The organism is Bartonella sp. P12B (assembly GCF_055796185.1).
Genome location: NZ_JBTTDI010000001.1, coordinates 229,742 through 246,284, shown reverse-complemented (window position 1 = coordinate 246,284; position 16,543 = coordinate 229,742). Strand labels below are relative to the sequence as shown.

The 16,543-nt window shown below is 38.9% G+C and carries 13 protein-coding genes; 4 read left to right on the top strand and 9 right to left on the bottom strand.

Going from position 1 to position 16,543, the window contains the following annotated elements:
• Positions 1 to 117 precede the first annotated feature (117 nt).
• The 4 genes from AC0QT1_RS00985 to AC0QT1_RS00970 form a co-directional block, all read right to left on the bottom strand.
• Positions 118 to 1,173 (bottom strand): DUF2125 domain-containing protein, encoded by a 1,056-nt coding sequence (locus AC0QT1_RS00985; protein WP_473201508.1) that lies wholly within the window; start codon positions 1,171 to 1,173, stop codon positions 118 to 120.
• A 147-nt stretch (positions 1,174 to 1,320) separates the two neighbouring features.
• Positions 1,321 to 2,067 carry a glutamine amidotransferase gene (locus AC0QT1_RS00980; protein WP_473199823.1) on the bottom strand — a complete coding sequence of 249 codons (747 nt, stop codon included), beginning with the start codon at positions 2,065 to 2,067 and terminating at the stop codon, positions 1,321 to 1,323.
• Between the two features lie 94 nt (positions 2,068 to 2,161).
• On the bottom strand, positions 2,162 to 3,730 hold the full coding sequence (locus AC0QT1_RS00975) for a heme biosynthesis HemY N-terminal domain-containing protein (protein WP_473199824.1): 1,569 nt from the start codon (positions 3,728 to 3,730) through the stop codon (positions 2,162 to 2,164).
• Positions 3,731 to 3,741: 11 nt separating this feature from the next.
• Complete coding sequence (locus tag AC0QT1_RS00970; protein ID WP_473199825.1) at positions 3,742 to 4,929, bottom strand: COG4223 family protein; 1,188 nt, start codon at positions 4,927 to 4,929, stop codon at positions 3,742 to 3,744.
• A gap of 384 nt (positions 4,930 to 5,313) precedes the next feature.
• Here AC0QT1_RS00970 and tsaD point away from each other — a divergent pair, with 384 nt between their 5' ends.
• From tsaD to AC0QT1_RS00955, 3 genes are all read left to right on the top strand, one after another.
• Complete coding sequence (tsaD, locus tag AC0QT1_RS00965; protein ID WP_473201456.1) at positions 5,314 to 6,408, top strand: tRNA (adenosine(37)-N6)-threonylcarbamoyltransferase complex transferase subunit TsaD; 1,095 nt, start codon at positions 5,314 to 5,316, stop codon at positions 6,406 to 6,408.
• A 455-nt stretch (positions 6,409 to 6,863) separates the two neighbouring features.
• Entirely contained in the window at positions 6,864 to 7,298 is a 435-nt protein-coding gene (locus AC0QT1_RS00960; RefSeq protein WP_473199827.1) for an EVE domain-containing protein, read from the top strand.
• A gap of 768 nt (positions 7,299 to 8,066) precedes the next feature.
• Entirely contained in the window at positions 8,067 to 8,750 is a 684-nt protein-coding gene (locus tag AC0QT1_RS00955) for a response regulator transcription factor (protein ID WP_473199829.1), read from the top strand.
• 348 nt (positions 8,751 to 9,098) lie between these two features.
• On the opposite strand, the gene AC0QT1_RS00950 is transcribed toward AC0QT1_RS00955, so the two are convergent.
• The 5 genes from AC0QT1_RS00950 to argH all read right to left on the bottom strand — a co-directional run bounded on the left by AC0QT1_RS00950 (position 9,099) and on the right by argH (position 15,813).
• Positions 9,099 to 9,881, bottom strand: coding sequence for a class I SAM-dependent methyltransferase (locus AC0QT1_RS00950; protein ID WP_473201507.1), 783 nt, complete (start codon positions 9,879 to 9,881; stop codon positions 9,099 to 9,101).
• A gap of 252 nt (positions 9,882 to 10,133) precedes the next feature.
• Complete coding sequence (locus tag AC0QT1_RS00945; RefSeq protein WP_473201455.1) at positions 10,134 to 12,560, bottom strand: TIGR02302 family protein; 2,427 nt, start codon at positions 12,558 to 12,560, stop codon at positions 10,134 to 10,136.
• Positions 12,561 to 12,899: 339 nt separating this feature from the next.
• A complete protein-coding gene (gene lysA / locus AC0QT1_RS00940; RefSeq protein ID WP_473201454.1) occupies positions 12,900 to 14,174 on the bottom strand; it encodes a diaminopimelate decarboxylase in 1,275 nt (424 codons plus the stop codon).
• Between the two features lie 8 nt (positions 14,175 to 14,182).
• Positions 14,183 to 14,362, bottom strand: a complete 180-nt coding sequence (lptM, locus tag AC0QT1_RS00935; RefSeq protein ID WP_473201453.1) for an LPS translocon maturation chaperone LptM — start codon at positions 14,360 to 14,362, stop codon at positions 14,183 to 14,185.
• 50 nt (positions 14,363 to 14,412) lie between these two features.
• The gene (gene argH, locus AC0QT1_RS00930; RefSeq protein ID WP_473201452.1) at positions 14,413 to 15,813 is read right to left on the bottom strand and encodes an argininosuccinate lyase; all 1,401 of its coding nucleotides are present in this window, start codon (positions 15,811 to 15,813) and stop codon (positions 14,413 to 14,415) included.
• Between the two features lie 33 nt (positions 15,814 to 15,846).
• On the opposite strand from argH, the gene AC0QT1_RS00925 reads away from it, so the two are divergent.
• The gene (locus tag AC0QT1_RS00925; protein WP_473199834.1) at positions 15,847 to 16,542 is read left to right on the top strand and encodes a TlpA disulfide reductase family protein; all 696 of its coding nucleotides are present in this window, start codon (positions 15,847 to 15,849) and stop codon (positions 16,540 to 16,542) included.
• The last annotated feature ends 1 nt before the right edge of the window (position 16,543 follow it).

Genomic DNA, 16,543 nt, shown 5'->3' with positions numbered 1-16,543 from the left:
GTAGGGAATTAATAAGAGGAAAAAAAGCCTGCCGTCTGCACTTTTAAACAAAGCACTTAAATACTTTATCCCCATGGGTAGGGTTGATTGTGCAACGTCGAAAAGGACATCTTAAACTTAAAGCGGTGCGAGACGGCCAAGTTTTAAAAAACCTAATTTTGCCCATCCATGGGTAATCTGCAATGACAAAATGGGGTAACCATCTGGACTTTTAGGCATCACACCCAAAACAAAAAATAAAGCTTGCAAATTATTGGCTTGCTCAGGAAACAAGCGTTGCATAGTGGTAAGTAGCTCCATATGCTTCACAAAGACAAGCTCAAATTTTGCGGTCAAATATCCTTCATCATCAAAGGAAAAGGGTCCACTGACACGCAAGGTGCCTCCTGTATGAAAAATTAATTCACCATGCTTTAAAACACCACTTTCCCCATAAAAACGCTGTCTCCAACGGCCTCCTCTATTGTCAAAAAAATGAGACACATCATTGAAAACCCATTTTAAGTTACCATCAATTTTTGGAATATCAATAAAGTAAGGTGCAAAAAACATGGAAGAGTCAACATCATCGAAAGTAAGATGCCCAAATAAATGATTCTTCTCGTGTTTAAGATCAAGTCGCAAAAATTCTGCCGTTATTTTTTGAGGTAGATCCTCTTGATCTAAAGAAGGTTCAATGACATTCGCAGTATCTCTGAAAGATGCTTTATCCTCAACATTTTCTTGTCTTGCCTTTTTGTTTTCCGTTTGTGATTCAAATTTTCCTTGAGGTTTTTGGTCTTCAAGAGAAGAAGCAAAGGTGGAAATTTCAAGCCCTTCAGCCATCAGTTTAAATGTCTTCACCGTTCTCCAATAAGGTTCTGTTTCAATCGCAAAATTGCGCCATTGCAACACGATAGGTGTTTTTCCAGAAAAAACAATTGATGCAGGAGAATGAGCATTAAACTCTACAAAATGAGGGGCATAAACTGGTGCCCCAACCGTTAAACGCGCAGTTGATAAGGAAATTTTATGCAAAGGCCAAGCAAAGTGAAATTGATCACAAGCAACACCAATCCGTAACGGATAACCACTCCTGCTAAAGTTTTCGCATACAACTCTCATATCACGAGCGGATGCTGCTGCGAAGAGATCAGAAATACGATCTTCTATTTTACGTGAAAAAAAAACCAGAATGAACTATAAATCAAGATCAGAACAAGACAAAATAATCCACAAAGCAAATAGCTTAGCGGAGGGCTTTTCCGTAGCAATGTCAATTGAGAGGACATAGACAAAATGAAAACTTTCTTTAACGTAGATGAAAAAAATTCTTAACTCTCACACATGGGCAACAGGCATACAAAAAATCTGTTGTAATGCATTTTCAAACCATTGGCTCAAAACCTGATCATAAATTAAACGACCTTTCAAATGTTCAGAAGCAGGTTGAGCCCCTTTTTCAGTCAATTTGTGCGCCGAACGAACCACTAAACGCCGCATCATAGCACGTGTAAATTCGGCATGAAATTGCAAACCCCACGCATTATCTCCATAACGAAAAGCTTGTGTAGGATATGTATGACCTGTTGCCAAAAGCTCGGCCTCTTTAGGTAAATCATAAATACCCTCATCATGAAAATGATAAACCATTTCTGGCCAATTCATCAAAGCCTTGCCTTGTGAGGTTGCTTCCAGAGGATACCAACCAACTTCAACAGTTCCATCACTTCTTGTGCTAACACGTCCCCCTAGATTTCGCGCTAACATTTGTGCTCCAAGACAAATCCCTAAAAAAGGCTTATTTTCTTTCAGCGATAAGGAAATCCAATCAATCTCCTTACCAATATAGACTTCCCTGTCATTTACACTCATTGGCCCCCCCAAAATAACAACACCAGCATAATGATCCAATGTATCGGGGAGTTTTTGTCCTAAAATAGGGCGGTAAACATCAAGAACAAAACCATTTTGTTGCAAAAATTTTCCCAAACGGCCAGTATATGTAGATTGACGATGGATAACCACCGCAATTCTTGGTTTGCACTTTTTTTGCTTTTCACTAACACATCTTTGACGTAAAAACATTCTTTAACCAATAATTTTTGCAACCAAGTCGCGTTTTATTTTTTCAACGCAAGAAAATAATTTTGCGAACAATACGCACTATAATTTTCTTTCTTTAAAATAAACGAAATTTCTTTCTTGACAAAAATACAGCCTCTTCTTCCACTTTAACACCTGGATCATCAACATTTAAGTGAGTTTGACGGAATGCTGTAATATCTTGATTTTTTGTCTCATGCTTCTGTCCCTGTGCATTATACAAAAGAGAATTTTCTATAGGAGGTGACTCTTCAAGCATCTTATTTTCGACAGCACCACTTTTCCCCACAATATTTTTTTTATCTTTATCCTGCTTTTCCGACTCACTATTGGTGGCCTCCAATGTAAAAGGAACCATACGAGGAGGCGCTTTCCATTCAAAGCAGCCAAGACGTCCGCTCATTGGAGAAACAGGCAACCAAGCAGGGAAAATGGTCCCCTCACACATCCACACCGGATCACGTTCAGCCCGAAGTGCTAAGGAAAGCCATTGACGTACGGATCCCTGATTATTTCCTTGTGCCTCTTCAATATCTGCCAACAATAAATAAACACTTTCGCGCCGATGATACTTCAGAGCTTTTTCAGCCTGTTTCCTTGCTAGAACTGTCTCACCAGCATCCAAAGCAGCTTTGGCAATAAGGAAAGTCGCTTCAAATGTCTCTTTATTATAAGAAGCAAGTGTTTTAGCTTTTTTCAACCGCCCAACAGCGCCTTCTTCTCTTTCAAGATAAAGCGCCCCCAAATCAGGATGAGGCTCTTTCTGCCAAGCAGTAATAACCATTTTATCAGCTTTACGTGTTTCATGGAGTTTATAAAGAATATCAGCAGCAGCAACCGTTATAGGCACAAAATCAGGTACCAATTTATGTGCTTTCAAAATGGCGGCACGCGCTTGTGCAGGATGCGTTTCAAACAGTTGAAGAGCCTTCCCACATAACAACAAAGCTTGTATCTGTTGCCGTTCTGCTGCTGAACGGATCGCACGCGGTAAAGCTTTTTGCGCACGTTCAAAAACAGCGAGTGCCTTATCCCATTGCCCCTCAACACTCAACCGCTCAAGCACAGTTTGATGCGCCCATAAAAGTGCTGGCGATAAAGCCAAGGCTTCTTCTGCATATTGTTGCGCCGCTTCATAGGCTTTGCTTTTTATAGCTTCACGAAACAAGCCGTAAAGCCCCGCCAATTTTGTTGGTGCTTCTTTTCTCATCTCCTCATAAAGACTGATGGCAGAAGCAGAATTATTTTGCAAAGAGAGAGTTTGAGCTTGTAAGAGTTTTACCAACGGTTCCTGCTTATCTGCGAGATATTTAACAACCCGCGCCTCCATTTGTTGTGCCAAAACACCATCGCCGGCAAAAACGGCAAGAATTCCCTGTGAAAGAGCTTGATAACCGCGCTTTTTATGACGTTGGTAAAAATAACGAGAGAGAGCACGAGGTACAGAAAAAAGGGTAGAGAGCAACCACCATAAAAGCACTAAAATTCCGAGAAATAAAACGAGTGCGCATAAAACTGTTAAGAGTGAAACAGAAAACCGAAAGTGCAAAAATGTTATAACTAAAATACTGTTGTAATTAGCAACCCACCCAAAAGCTAGGCCGATCATACAGACAGCAAAACTGTAAATAAAAACACGTATCATCTTGAGCCTATTTACCTCTTCAAAGCCTTAAAAGGTCCCTGCTGTGCAGAGAATAGCAACTTCTGAAGAAGTTGATGAATAGCAATATGTCTTTCAAGTTTATGAACAAAATCCACCGAAACATCTTTCGCATTTTGAGGCAATGCTTGCCATTCACTCAGAGCTTTTTCATAATCACCCACTTGAATAGCAACTTCCATTCGTGCCGCAATCGCCTCGAGTGTCATACCTTCGATATTCCCAGTTGGCCGTGAAACAACCAAACCTTTTATCCATGACCAAACCCGTTCAGAAAAAGCAGCATCTGAGGCAACACTATTTTTCAGACTAACGATTGCATCCGCAACTTTAGCAAAATCACTTGAGAGTTGCGCTGAACTTGGAAGTCCTATAGCAGCTGTTTTTTGCAACAAATCAAATCCATCAATTGAAGGCATTAATTGCTGTAATGTTTTCAATTCATTACTATAGGACCCTCCGCGTTCTATAGCATTTTTTAGCGAACTGATCGCAATAAACAATGCAGTGCTTCTTTCTTGTTTCTCACTCCCTTTAGAAGCAATTTCCCCCTGCACAGTCTCTAACTGTTGCTTTAAGAGAGCAAGAGCGTTTGCATTGCTTTGTTCAACCGACAAAGCCATTTCCATCTCTTTTGATCTATCACTTAAAGTCTGTACAGACTCTTCAAGACCTCTTACCTTTTCCTCTAAAACAGTAAAAACTTTTCTTCTTTCTTTTTGTGACACTTCATCACTTTGAACAGTTTCAACCTGTTGTGATGAAAAAGAAGAAAACTCTGTTTTCAAAGCATCAATTTCTTGGAGGACACGCCCTAATTGTTCTCTTGCTTCTTCACTTTGACTTTTTGCGATTTCAGCAATTTGCACAGCTTTTTTGCCTTCATCATCATTTTCTACAAAAGTAAAAGGCAGCACACGTGTCCATTGAAGCCCTATAAAAAGACCTAAAGCAATCAGACCACCTAAAATTCCTGAAAGAAACAAAGACAGCCAAGAGAGATGAGATATGGATTGATGTTGCATGTTTTTCTTGTTTTGTTTCTCTCGTACATCAAATTCTGTTGAATTTTGTGTTACTTTCTCTGCATCATGGCTTACAGTTTCATGTTCAATTACCGGCTTTTTACGGCGCGTAGTAATGTAGTGTGTTTTCGCTTTTGGTTTTGAAGAATCTACCATCTTAGTCATTCTTTGTGTACATTCTGCTGATAATTATAAAAGAATAAAATGAAAAAAGTTTTAAAAATTAAGCTTTTTCAAATATCATAGCTTGTTTTTCAATTTTTTTACAACGAATATAACTTTACAGAAATTTTCAATACCGCATCTTTATCAGAAAAATCTATAGTTATATACTTTAATAAAAAGTGTTTTTAAAAAAATCATCATTTTATACTAAACAAAACAGCTTAATTTTTTATTTAACATAACTGTTATATTTAAAGAAAATATTACAGCGCATTTTTCATGAGAGCTATTAACCCCAAGAGAAATTCTTTGCATCTTTGCCTATCTGTGGTACGCACACAATCAAAGAATCTTCAACACAAGGTTTTGTCTAAAATGCGTCTGTTAGGAATAGAAACAAGTTGTGATGAAACTGCTGCTGCTGTTGTTGAACAGGACAATGAAGGAAACAGCAAAATTCTTTCTAATATTGTTTGGAGCCAGATTGATCATCATGCCCCTTACGGAGGTGTTGTTCCTGAAATTGCCGCCCGTGCCCACGTGGAAATTCTCGACAGTTTAATTCTAAAAGCGCTAACAGAAGCGAACATAACATTAAGGGATATCGATGCTATTGCAGCTACAAGTGGACCAGGTTTGATAGGGGGACTTTTAGTAGGTGTTATGACGGCAAAAGCACTTTCTCTTGCCACAGGAAAACCTTTTATTGCTGTCAATCACCTAGAAGGCCATGCCTTAACAGCCGTGCTCACCCATAAGGTTTCTTTTCCCTATTTATTGCTGTTGGTTTCCGGTGGTCATACACAAACAATTCTTGTCCACGAAGTAGGCAATTACCAACGTTTAGGAACCACAATTGACGATGCCTTAGGGGAAGCTTTTGATAAAACAGCAAAACTCTTAGGCCTTCCTTACCCTGGTGGTCCAGCACTTGAAAAAACGGCTTTATTGGGTGATAAAAATCGTATCCCCCTTCCACGCCCTTTAAAAGGTGAAAAACGGTTAGATTTTTCCTTTTCAGGTCTTAAAACCGCTGTGCGCCAAGCCGCAACAGCCATGGCTCCTCTCACAGAAAGCGATGTTTGTGACATTGCAGCAAGCTTTCAAGCAGCAGTTACCGACACAGTCCATGATCGCGTTCATTTAGCTTTGCAATATTTCACCCACCAATATCCCCCCTCTCATGATAAAGGGGGGCATCCTCCTGCTTTAGTTGTCGCAGGCGGAGTTGCTGCTAACCAAGCTATTCGATTGACATTAAAAGAACTCGCTCATCAACATGGTTTTGAATTTATAGCCCCGCCTCTTTCCTTATGTACCGATAACGCTGCAATGATTGCTTTTGTTGGTGCACAGAAACTCGCACGCGGAGAAACAAGCCCCCTTGATATTGCCCCTCGTTCACGTTGGCCATTAGATGAAAAATCTAAGCCCCTCATAGGGATGGGACGCCGTGGAACAAAAGCATAACAAACCAGATGAGTGCTTATGCTCTCTAAAAAATCTCCTATAATCCATTGCCATCTAGCATGTTATTATCCTTTCAGAATTTGATCTTCCTAGAAGCAGTTTTCTTACACCATTTTTTAGAGACAATATAATCTAGACTTAATCCTTCTAGATAGAAGTCAAAAAATAACAAAATCTATTATATTTTATATTTAATTTATTCTTTGATCCACGCACACATTTTTTCTCTTCTGATAGTAAAGCGAAGACCAGATAACATCATATAATCCATGAAAACAAGAAGGATGCGTAACATGTTATGTTACCACAATTGGGTCCTTTCTAAAAAAGAAGCAAAAAATCGATATTGTGCATTTTTTACTGTATTTTAAAAATCATACTTAAGAGTATTCTATAAATGCATGGAAAAAATGTCTATCTTGTACAATATCAATAATCTGTAAAAAGGAGATCTGATGGCTTATTGGCTTTTTAAATCTGAACCCCATAAATGGTCATGGGAGATGCAAAAGCAAAAAGGTACTGCCGGTGAACAATGGGATGGCGTGCGCAATTATCAAGCCCGCAACAATATGCGCGCTATGAAATTAGGTGATAAAGGCTTTTTTTATCATTCCAATAAAGGGCTAGAAATTGTGGGTATTGTAGAAATCTGCGCTGAAGCACATCCTGATTCCACCACCTCTGATCCACGCTGGGAATGTGTAGATATTCGTGCCCTCTGCGATATGCCAACGCCTGTTTCATTAAAACAGATTAAAGCAAATTCAAAGCTGAAAAATATGGTGCTCGTCAACGCCTCTCGCTTATCTGTACAACCCGTGACAGAAGATGAATGGAAAGAAGTTTGTTTGATGGGTAATCTTAAGAAAGAAATGCTTTCATCTTAAAATTATAATTTCCATCCATCGAAGAACATGCGAAAAAAGATATTCCATGTATCACGGCAGGCAAGCATAATATACCCTGGTGTGTGCGTATAATTTTATGCTCAATAAACAAAAATAGCTCTCTCTTGCACTTTTTCGTTCTATAATATTTTATTTCAAAACCCAAACTATTGAATAAAATCTATCTTCACGATACATTTTTTCAACACTGTTGTTAGAGAACAACGCATTGATTTATAAAATAAATCATAGTTTTTTAGCTTATATCATAACTCCGAGTATTGTAAAATTCTCTCAGTCTAAATCATCTCATTTTGAATCAAGTAAATCTCATACCTGTACATTACAAGCGGAGATGGCGTGTGGATAAAAAACATTTAGAAAGGAGTAAAAATGCCTTTAATGAATTGTCTTAATGCAAGGGCTGTCGCAATATTAGAAGCTGTCAAATGTAATGATGGTGCCGACCAGCTACAAATCTACAAAACAATTACAATTGATATCACCACTCGCCTCACAGCACCGATCCTAGTACGAATGCAGAAAAAAGTAAAAAAGAACAAGAGGAATTTCTGCGAAATCCTCCAAAACAATGCATGCAATGTCATGCGTGCAATTCTTCATTTTTTGGCAAATAATCATAAAAGCAACAAAATTTCGTTTTCTAGAGGCTTACTTTTTAATTTTCCTTGCATGAAAACTTATTTTTCATGAAACTACTCCTCACCAATCGGTGCGTCACTCTATCTTATTTTATAAGGAACAAAAATGAACTGCTATACCCTTTTAATCGTTGAAGAAGATGATGATCTGCGCGCTATTTTGGTAGAACAATTGCAAATGTATAAAGAGTTTAAAGTATTGCAAGCAAAAACGGCTGCAGCAGGAATGACAATAACGCAAGAGAAAAATGTTGATCTGGCTATTTTTGGTCTTGAACTGTCTGATTTTGATGGCGGAAAGGCCGTTCAAAAATTACGTGCACAAGGATTTCGTGCTCCCATCATCATGATTACGAATCACGATACAGACTCCGAGACCCTTTTAGATCTTGAAGAAGGTGCGAATGATTATGTAAAAAAACCCTTCCGTTTTGCAGTATTATTGGCACGAATTCGTGCCCAATTGCGCCAATATGAGCAAAATGATGAGGCAATCTTTTATATTGGTCCCTATACTTTTAAACCTGGACAAAAACTTCTCATTGATCAATCCAACAACAAAACGCGCCTTACAGAAAAAGAAGCAGCAATTCTTAAATATCTCTATTATACCACTGACAAAGTTGTAAGCCGTGAAACACTCTTAGAACAAATTTGGGGTTACAATACAAATATTGTCACCCATACCTTAGAAACCCATATTTATCGTTTGCGACAAAAAATCGAAAAAGACCCTTCCAACGCACAAATTCTTGTGACCCATCAAAATGGCTATCGTTTAAATCTTTAACACGTCTTTAACAGTAACTGCTTCAAAAGCGATTTTAGGATTCTTAATTTTTCGAATATAAAAATACAATAAGATGAATATATTTAATATATTGATTAATAATTATAATTTTACAGCTTAAATAAGATCCCTAAATAAATAAATTCTCTCATTACAAATTTGTCTTATAAGAGATCAATAAACCTGTTTTCTTGCACATCACAAAGAAGATTAACGATGGGTAATTCCTTAGAAAAGACTTAACATATACTCTTCAAAACTCTCTCAATGTCGGAACAATAGCGAAATTAAGCTGGCAAAGAGAATGAGAGTTCTGACTCGAACTTCACAGAAAGAAAGGTTGTATACTCAATCGATTTTGTGACTCTTCAGATGCGATCGTGAGGTGAAATTGGTACCAAGCTGAGAAGAATTCTCATAGGCTTGTGGCGATAATGCTGGAATAAAAACACGCCGCGATTGACGACGCTGTACGAGTAAGCCTTGATAAACACGTTTCTGCGCCTGACACATTAAGAGTCCACCAAAATAAGGCAAAAGATAACGCCCAAATGGTTCATAAAAAAATGAGAACAACCGTGAAACACGTCCTGAAGAAGGCATATAATGAACAATTTCTTGTACTGGTCCAGAAATAAAATTTGTTTTTTCAAACAAACGAGCGATTTGCTGTCGACTATAGGGTTCACCATAACCAAAAGGTGTACAAGCATTGCGCGCCCAAAAACCAGGACGATGAGGAACAACAACGATCAAACTACCATTAGGCGCTAAAACGCGCCATATTTCATTGAGTGTTTCAAATGAATTTTCTGTATATTCCAATGCATGGACCAATAAAATACAATCTACCGAAGCATCAGGAAGCGGTAAGTCCTCTTCGAAAACAAGTGCTGTAGCGACCTTATCAGCACAAGGCCAAGGCGAAGCTCCCTGAGCAGCTGGCATAAAAGCGAAACATTGTTGAGCGCGTGTACACAACGCAGAAAGATAAGGAAGAGCGTACCCTAAACCCATAACGCGTTTATCAGTAAGATCGGGCCACCATAAATTTAATTGCTCACACAACGTCCTTTGTACACGCAATCCAAGGGCAGAATCGTAAAAATCTCTCAGTGTGACTATATCCAACTCAACATACCATATAGAAAAAACTTCAAACCTAACAGGTGCTTTCACATACCTCACTTATATGGACTTTTGCCTTTTTTCCGCAATGGCAAAAATTTTAATATTTCATATTGTAAACCCAAATAATAAAAAATCGCATAGAATATTTTTCATAACCACTTCATGCAAAAGCGCTTTAATCATGCTCTTTATCTTTGAGCTTCATACTGCTTCTAATGCGCTCTTTTTGACCTCAGTTAAAAGAGGAAGCGATTAATTAAAATGAAGGAGCTTTTCAAGATAGTTTTTTTCTGCTTCAAGAAGATGCTCCTTACCAAGGCGTTTGCGAATTTCTTCTAAAATCTGCCGTGCACGCATTTGATCATTTTCTTGTGGTAATACTGCACCTTCTTGATCTGTTTTTGAAGAAAGTGAACGCCCTAAGGGATCGACAGGACTACGAACAGCATCTTGACTACCGCTGGTTTCTTTAAGCATTTCACGCATTTTTTCCAAAACACTTTGCGCACCTTGCCGCAAAGATTCTAAAGCATCCGACTGATTCTGCATAGACACTTGATTGTTTCCATGATCAAGAGCATCTTCTGCAGAGTTCATTTTTTCTTCTGCTTTCTTGAATGCATCATTCGACGCAAATCCTTGCGCTGATAATTCTTTTTCTAACATTGATAATTCAGACTGCAATTCAGCCTGTCGTTTTTTTAAAGATTTTCTTTGTTGTTCGGAAAGCGTTTCTCCACGTTGTTTTTGCTTTTCTAATTGGTGTGTTTCATTGAGAATTTCTTGCTGACGACGCATTAAATCTCCCAACTTATCCATTTTTTCTTTCATCCTTGCAGATTGGCTCTGATCCTGCTTTCCATTTTTATTGCCTTTTCGAACTTGCAAATGATCAAGAGTTTGTTCAACTTCTGCCAACAACTGTTCAGCTGCTAAAGAAGAGCCCATCTTGGCCATTTCCTCAATTAAATTTAGCTTTTTTTCTAATGAATCCTCCGAAAGATTAGGAGAACTAAGATTATTATTGTGAGGATTACTCTTATCCTGTGCACTTTCAGCCAAAGAATGAATATAATTATCCATAGCTTGGCGTAAATCTGCCATAAGCCTTTCAATTTCCGCCGCTGGAGCACCATAACGAAGTGCGTCACGCAAAGCAGCTTGCGCTTGTTTTAGAGTTTTTTGAACAGATTCGAGCTGATTGCCTTCAATGCCTGAAGCAATCTGCCATAAATAATCGACAACACCACGCAAATCATCTTCTGTTTCTGCCATAGAAAGCCTTGTCCATGCACTCTGTAAGACAAGAAAATGTGTGAGATTTTGCAGCCCCTCTTTTGGCCGCACAAGCAAAGCAGAAAGCATATCAAGGACTCGCTCTTTTGCAGAAGCATTGAGAACTAACATACGACGCAATTCAGCCACTGCACGCGCAACAGGATTGGAAAAAACACGTTGTGGAAGCGTCATAACAAAAGTTTTACTCCGCCCTTTCTGCCCTGCACCATCTTCTGCCACCAAAGTAATTTTGACTTCTAAACCAGCCCAAGGATGTGCTGATACATCTTGTACCGTGCGCATTTTACCCTTTCCACCACGGGGTAGAAGAAGTTTTATTTCAGGTGCCTTATAAAGAGAAGAAGCATTTTTATGTACATTAAAAAAAGGTTCTATTTCAACAAAAGCCTTTGTCACCCCATAATCATCATCGAGCTCATATTGAAGCTCCAAAGAACCGGTTAAAATCCGTCCTGGTTTTTCTAACCAACGAACTGTTGGGTGCTGATCTTTAATCACTTGCAAATCCCATTGCTGTCTCTTATGCCGTGATGACACGACTAAATCTATTGAACGTTCTAACCGTGTTTCAAAATGAACAATTGGATCATTCAAAGCTTCCTTTTCATTTTTTTTGGAAAACGAAATTTCCCGCGCATCTTCTTTAGTATTTGCTTTTACTGTAATACCAGCACCGTTAACAACACGGACAACTAAATCACTCCCTTCAGGAACGGTAAGCTGTGTTTTGTTATCTTTTGTTAAATAAAGGGGTGGAACACTCGTATAAGCAGGAGGTGTTACCCAAGCATCAATCCGCATTGATGTCTCATCGATTACAGGACGTAAATCGAACGCATCTGCCAAACGACCTCCTAATGAGCCAAAAGAAAAACTAAAAGCGCACACACAAAGGAGAATACATAAAGTCCTCAAAGCTAGAGGATCAAAAGCCGCACTTTTAGGATCGATAAATCCGGTTTTTAAAGGATATAATTGTTCTGCCATGCGGCGTTGATGTTCACGCCAAATAAGTGCACTCAAATCTTCATCATTCTCAGAAAACAAACGATCTGTTTGAGTGCTTAAAGGTTGATTTTCAAGGTTATTTACGCGTTCAAGACGCTGATCAACTTCCCTCATTATGGGAAAGCGAAAATGAATAAGAAAAAATAAACTCCCCACAGCCAAAAAAAACATAAGCCCAAGCAAGAGCACATGTGGCCAATAATCTAAAATTCCAAAAATACCCAACCAACTAAGCGAACAAAAGAGACTGAGAACGAGAAAAAGCGGCAACAACCGTATCCATATTCGCTCCAATAAGAGGATAAACCACATAAAAATGCGCACATACAAAAGCTTTCTTCTCGCAAAACTTTTGACGTTTTCATTTCTCATAGACAAGCATTTGTCCCCTTTTACAGTGGTGAATCGAAACCCTAATCTCTTCTTCGCCCTAAAAAAACCAAGATTCTTACCCCCCCACTCATTTGCAACCAGATTATTTTTTCAAGAAGGCTTAACCCTCTGATCACTTACGCAACCCATTTTCCAAGATAACTAGGTAAATTTTACCCAGAAAAACCCGTTCAACTTTACACTTTTACACTTAGCTGATGCAAAAGAAAACTGAAATCAGAGAGAAACAACACTCCAGAAAAATTCTATACGACACAATTTCCAGACGTTAAAATAAATTGTTCCCTTAAAGTTTAGTAAAAATAAGACCAATAATCCTTAGCACTGTTTAATCCAATCTGGAATATGATCACACCCTATCAATTGGGCATAATCAAGACGCGGACGAACAATTGCATAACGCCTATCCTGAACGAGAACTTCCGGCACCAAAAGTCGACTATTATAGGTACTTGCCATCACGGCGCCATAAGCACCCGCTCCAGTAATTGCTAGGAAATCACCTGCCGCTAAAATCGGTACGCAACGCTTTAATGCTAAATAATCCCCAGTTTCACAAACAGGACCCACAATATCTGCTCTGATCAGCGGAGCATCGATCGGTGTTTTCTTCACTGGTATAACATTTTGCCACGCATCATACAGTGTCGGACGCATGAAATCATTCATCGCCGCATCAACAATAACAAAATTCCGCCCTTCTCCCTTTTTTAAATATACAACAGATGTCACCAATAGACCGGCTTCACCAACAATACTGCGCCCAGGTTCTAGGATAATATTGATTCCTAGAGGAGCAATATATTTTTTTACCAGTTGTGCATAATCAAAAGGAGTTGGGACTGGTTGCTGCTCACCCCCATAAGAAATACCAAGCCCCCCGCCAATATCGATATGGGTTATTGCATAACCATCATTCCATAACTGACGCACAAAATCTGCGACAATCATAAACGCATCTTCAAAGGGCTTTAAGTCACAAATTTGGCTACCAATATGGAGATCAACACCACAAACATCCACACCAGGTAATTGAGCTGCTTTTTTATAGGCATCCCTTGCCAATGACAGCGGAATACCAAATTTATTCTCGGATCTCCCTGTTGTAATTTTCTTATGCGTTTTAGCATCCACATCTGGATTAATACGCAAAGAAATACGTGCTTTTTTTGAAAGAGCAACAGCACGTGCCGATAATTGTTCAAGCTCTGGTTCTGATTCAACGTTAAAACAGCAAATATCCTGTGCAAGAGCAAAATCTATCTCTTCAATCTTTTTACCAACACCAGAATAAACAATGCGATGAGCAGGAATACCAACAGCAAGGACACGCCGTAATTCTCCTTCTGAGACGACATCAGCTCCCGCTCCATTATTCGCTAAAAGCTGTAAAACCGCTTGATTAGAATTTGCTTTAACCGCATAAGCAATCAAACTCGGCATATCCCGAAATGCATTCTGATAATCTTTAAAATTTTTAATGAGAGCACTTGCTGAATAGCAATAAAAAGGTGTCCCAACATCGCGCGCAAGTTGCAAAAGCGAAAGACCTTCAACATGCAAAACATCTTGCTGATAAGAAAAAAAATGCATAAAATCCCCTATTGTATCAATGGATCAAGAACAAAAGGGGCATCTGCTTTGTTTTGAAGATCGGATGCTTCTTGCGAAGAATTCTTCACTGCTGAAGGCGGCAATTCTAATGCCCCTTTACGCCCACATCCAACGAGAATAACACTCCCCAAAAGAACAATTGTTAAATTTTTTAAAATAATTTTCATACGCCCTTTTCTCTCCTCTTGTTATTTTTTCGGATTTACAAATCAACCATTCAAGCAGTTACAAGGCGTTTTTTCCAATAAGCAATTTGATTAAGCACTTCTGAAGGTGCAGTGCCACCAAAACTTTTGCGGCTTTTAACTGATTTTTCAACCGTTAAAACCTCAAAAAGCGTTGCATTAATTTGTGGACAGATCGTTTGTAGTTCACTCAAGGATAAATCATTTAAACCACAGTGTTTTTTTTCTGCCAATGCCACAGCACACCCAGTAATATGGTGTGCTTCACGAAAAGGAAACCCTAATTCACGCACAAGCCAATCGGCAAAATCAGTTGCGGTAGCATAACCAGAATCAGCGGCTTGTTTGAGAGTTTCTTTATTGACTTGCAAATCACCAATAATCCCTATCATTGCTGCTAGCGATAATTCTAGGCTCAAAGCTCCATCAAACACATACTGCTTGTCTTCTTGCATATCTTTTGAATAGGCAAGAGGTAATCCCTTCATCACAGTTAAAAGCCCCATCAATGCACCATTTAGTCGACCACTTTTAGCACGCACAAGTTCCGCAGCATCGGGATTTCTCTTTTGTGGCATAATAGAGGAACCAGTGGAAAAAGCATCCGATAAACGAATAAACTGAAATTGTGCACTTGACCACAGGACAATTTCCTCCGCTAAGCGGGAAAGATGCATAGCACAAAGAGCACCAGCGCTTAAAAATTCCAGTGCAAAATCACGATCGGAAACACTATCAATCGAATTGCGTGTTGGTTCTCGAAAACCCAATGTTTCTGCTGTCATAAAACGATCAATTGGAAAGCTTGTTCCTGCCAAAGCAGCAGCTCCTAAAGGTGATTCATTCATTCGCTCAACGGCATCTCGCATCCGCGACAAATCTCGCCCAAACATTTCAACATAAGCCATCATATAATGACCAAATGTTACAGGCTGTGCCGATTGTAAATGTGTAAAACCTGGCATAAAGGTCTCAACATGTTGTTCTGCTCGAACAAGCAATTGCTCTATCAATCTTTTTAAAATTTGCATAATTCTCTGTGAGGCTTCACGCACCCACAAACGAAAGTCAACAGCCACTTGATCATTGCGAGAACGCGCCGTATGCAAGCGTCCTGCTACAGGACCAATCAATTCGTTCAATCGCGCTTCAATATTCATATGAATATCTTCAAGTTTCCGTGAAAAAACAAATTTCCCCTCCTCAATTTCTTGATGAATAAGCTTTAAACCATCAACAATTTTTTCATAATCCGATTGTGAAATAATCTTAGTGTGCGCTAACATTGCCACATGAGCGAGAGAACCTTCAATATCTTGCCGATAAAGCTTTTGATCAAAATCAATTGAGGCGTTAATTTCTTCCATAATTGCAGCAGTCCCTGCTATAAACCGTCCACCCCACATCTGGTTCTTTAACTTTTTATCTGTCATACTCTAAAAACACCCATACAAAGGACAAAAATCATGATTCCTCAAACTTTTACCAACCGAAAAAAAAAGAACAAAAAGAGGATTTTCATCGCATCCTTTTTTATTGTCGTCATCTTAGCTGCCATAAGTTTATACGCAATAAAAAACTCCTATAACAAGAGAGAGTCCTCTTTTACAGACTTTATTTCAGGAGAAAAGACCGTAAAAGAACAAGAAGAAAAAATGAGAGCAATCCGAAAAGCCGCAAAAGGATTTTTCACCCACATACGATTTGCTGATACACCCTCCGATATGAATCAGCTCTCTTTTAAAGATATTCAAGGAAAAAACCGTAAACTCAGCGAATTTACCGGAAAACCACTCTTAGTTAATCTATGGGCTATTTGGTGTGCACCCTGCCGCACAGAAATGCCAGACTTGGCGCAATTAAAACGTGAACTGGCTGGAGAAAATTTTGATGTGATAGCCATTAATATCGATAAAACTGGTTCTCCTGAAAAAATTCAGCAATTTTTACAAGATGTTCATGCTGATAATTTGCTCTACTATCGTGATGAAACAATGGATATTTTCAACAATGTTAGAAAACAAGGGCTCGCTTTAGGATTACCCATTACATTTCTCATTGATAAAAATGGTCATCTCATTGCTTCCTTCAATGGTGCAGCTCCATGGGCTAATAACGATGCCAAAGCACTTATAAAAGCCGTCATAAAAGAAGCATTGTAAC

Excerpts from the sequence above, each read along its gene's own strand:
- AC0QT1_RS00980 (WP_473199823.1), bottom strand. The coding sequence starts at position 2,067 with ATGTTTTTACGTCAAAGATGTGTTAGTGAAAAGCAAAAAAAGTGCAAA.
- AC0QT1_RS00975 (WP_473199824.1), bottom strand. The coding sequence starts at position 3,730 with ATGATACGTGTTTTTATTTACAGTTTTGCTGTCTGTATGATCGGCCTA.
- AC0QT1_RS00970 (WP_473199825.1), bottom strand. The coding sequence starts at position 4,929 with ATGGTAGATTCTTCAAAACCAAAAGCGAAAACACACTACATTACTACG.
- tsaD (WP_473201456.1), top strand. The coding sequence starts at position 5,314 with ATGCGTCTGTTAGGAATAGAAACAAGTTGTGATGAAACTGCTGCTGCT.
- AC0QT1_RS00960 (WP_473199827.1), top strand. The coding sequence starts at position 6,864 with ATGGCTTATTGGCTTTTTAAATCTGAACCCCATAAATGGTCATGGGAG.
- AC0QT1_RS00955 (WP_473199829.1), top strand. The coding sequence starts at position 8,067 with ATGAACTGCTATACCCTTTTAATCGTTGAAGAAGATGATGATCTGCGC.
- AC0QT1_RS00945 (WP_473201455.1), bottom strand. The coding sequence starts at position 12,560 with ATGAGAAATGAAAACGTCAAAAGTTTTGCGAGAAGAAAGCTTTTGTAT.
- lysA (WP_473201454.1), bottom strand. The coding sequence starts at position 14,174 with ATGCATTTTTTTTCTTATCAGCAAGATGTTTTGCATGTTGAAGGTCTT.
- lptM (WP_473201453.1), bottom strand. The coding sequence starts at position 14,362 with ATGAAAATTATTTTAAAAAATTTAACAATTGTTCTTTTGGGGAGTGTT.
- argH (WP_473201452.1), bottom strand. The coding sequence starts at position 15,813 with ATGACAGATAAAAAGTTAAAGAACCAGATGTGGGGTGGACGGTTTATA.
- AC0QT1_RS00925 (WP_473199834.1), top strand. The coding sequence starts at position 15,847 with ATGATTCCTCAAACTTTTACCAACCGAAAAAAAAAGAACAAAAAGAGG.